This window comes from Synechococcus sp. H55.2, from assembly GCF_047462495.1.
Taxonomy (GTDB): domain Bacteria; phylum Cyanobacteriota; class Cyanobacteriia; order Thermostichales; family Thermostichaceae; genus Thermostichus.
Genome location: NZ_JANSJH010000085.1, coordinates 10,896 through 12,457, shown reverse-complemented (window position 1 = coordinate 12,457; position 1,562 = coordinate 10,896). Strand labels below are relative to the sequence as shown.

Annotated in this window: 2 protein-coding genes; both read left to right on the top strand. The window is 62.4% G+C overall.

Going from position 1 to position 1,562, the window contains the following annotated elements; all coding sequences use genetic code 11:
* On the top strand, positions 1-1,132 hold a 1,132-nt coding region (locus NW844_RS10155; RefSeq protein WP_414335341.1), incomplete at its 5' end, for a sulfate ABC transporter substrate-binding protein.
* Between the two features lie 146 nt (positions 1,133-1,278).
* On the top strand, positions 1,279-1,562 hold a 284-nt coding region (locus NW844_RS10150; RefSeq protein ID WP_414335339.1), incomplete at its 3' end, for an ATP-binding cassette domain-containing protein.

The window sequence follows — 1,562 nt, the reverse complement described above, 5'->3', positions numbered from 1 at the left end:
GGGCAATTTCCCTTTGGGAGAGGGGCCGGGGGTGAGGGACACAGAAGTGGAGAAGTTTTTGGGGATAGGGGTGAACATGGAAGGGACAGCAGGGAACCCATTGGGGATCCCCTCACCTGTCGCGGTGGTCTGGTTTGGGAGAGTGGGGCGGTGGCTGGCGGTGGGATCCCTGCTCCTGGGACTTCTGCTGGGGCTGGGCGGCTGTGGGGTGGGATCCCAAGGGGAAGTGAGGATTCTCCTAGCTTCTTTTGCGGTGACCCGCGATGCCTACCGGCAGATCATCCCTGCCTTTGAGGCCCACTGGCTGGCCCAGACCGGCCAACAGGTGCGCGTAGAAAGCAGCTATGCCGGCTCGGCCACACAAGCGCGGGCGGTCATTGACGGGCTGGATGCCGATGTGGTGGCTCTGGCCCTGGGCCTGGATGTGGAGCGCATTGTGGCTGCCGGTCTCGTTCGACCGGACTGGGAAAGCCGCACGCCCAACCAAGGGATCGTTACCCGCTCGGTGGTGGTGATCGTCACGCGGCAGGGCAACCCCCACGCTATCCACTCTTGGCTGGACCTGGCCCGGCCTGGCTTGCAGGTGGTTACCGCCAACCCCAAAACCTCAGGGGGCGCCCGCTGGAACTTTTTGGCCCTCTGGAGTGCTGTCCCTGAACCTCAGGCCCTGGCCTTCACCACCCAGGTCTACAAAAATGTCCGCGTCCTGCCGCGGGACTCGCGGGAAGCCACCGATGTCTTTTTCCAAAAAGGGCAGGGGGATGCCCTGCTCACCTACGAACAGGAGGTGATCCTGGCCGGCCTGCGCGGCCAGCCCTTGCCCTACGTGGTGCCGGATCCCAACATTTCCATCGACAACCCCGTAGCCGTGGTGGATGCCACGGTGGAGCGAAAAGGAACCCGCGCCGTGGCCGAAGCCTTTGTGAACTACCTGTTTACTCCAGAAGCGCAGCGGGCCTTTGCCGAGGTGGGTTTCCGTCCGGTGGAGCCGACGGTGGCGCAAGAGTTTGCCCGGCGGTACCCTTCCATCGAGAAGCTGGTGACCGTCGCCGACCTGGGCGGCTGGGCGGCGATCCAAAACCGCTTCTTTGCCGATGGGGCTGTGTTTGACCGCATCCAAGCTGGGTTGTAGGGAGCCTCCCTTGTTTTGCATCCCCATTCAAGGTATCCTGGGAGCAGTATCAACGGTTTGTTGACAGGTTTACCGTAGATTAGAGGCTCCCTACCTCCTCAGGGATAGGCAGCGCCATCCGGCCAACCCTTAGCTAGGCAGAACCTATGGGCATCACCATTGCAGGGGTATCGAAGCGTTTTGGGCAGTTTCAGGCTCTCCACCCTACGGATCTCACCATTCCCACGGGATCCCTGGTTGCCCTGTTGGGGCCGTCGGGTTCCGGCAAATCTACCCTCTTGCGCCTGATTGCCGGCCTAGAAAAGCCGGACACGGGGCGGATTTTCCTCACCGGGCGGGATGCCACCCATGCCAGCGTCCAGGAGCGCAACGTCGGCTTTGTCTTCCAGCACTACGCCCTGTTCAAGCACATGACGGTGCGGCAGAACAT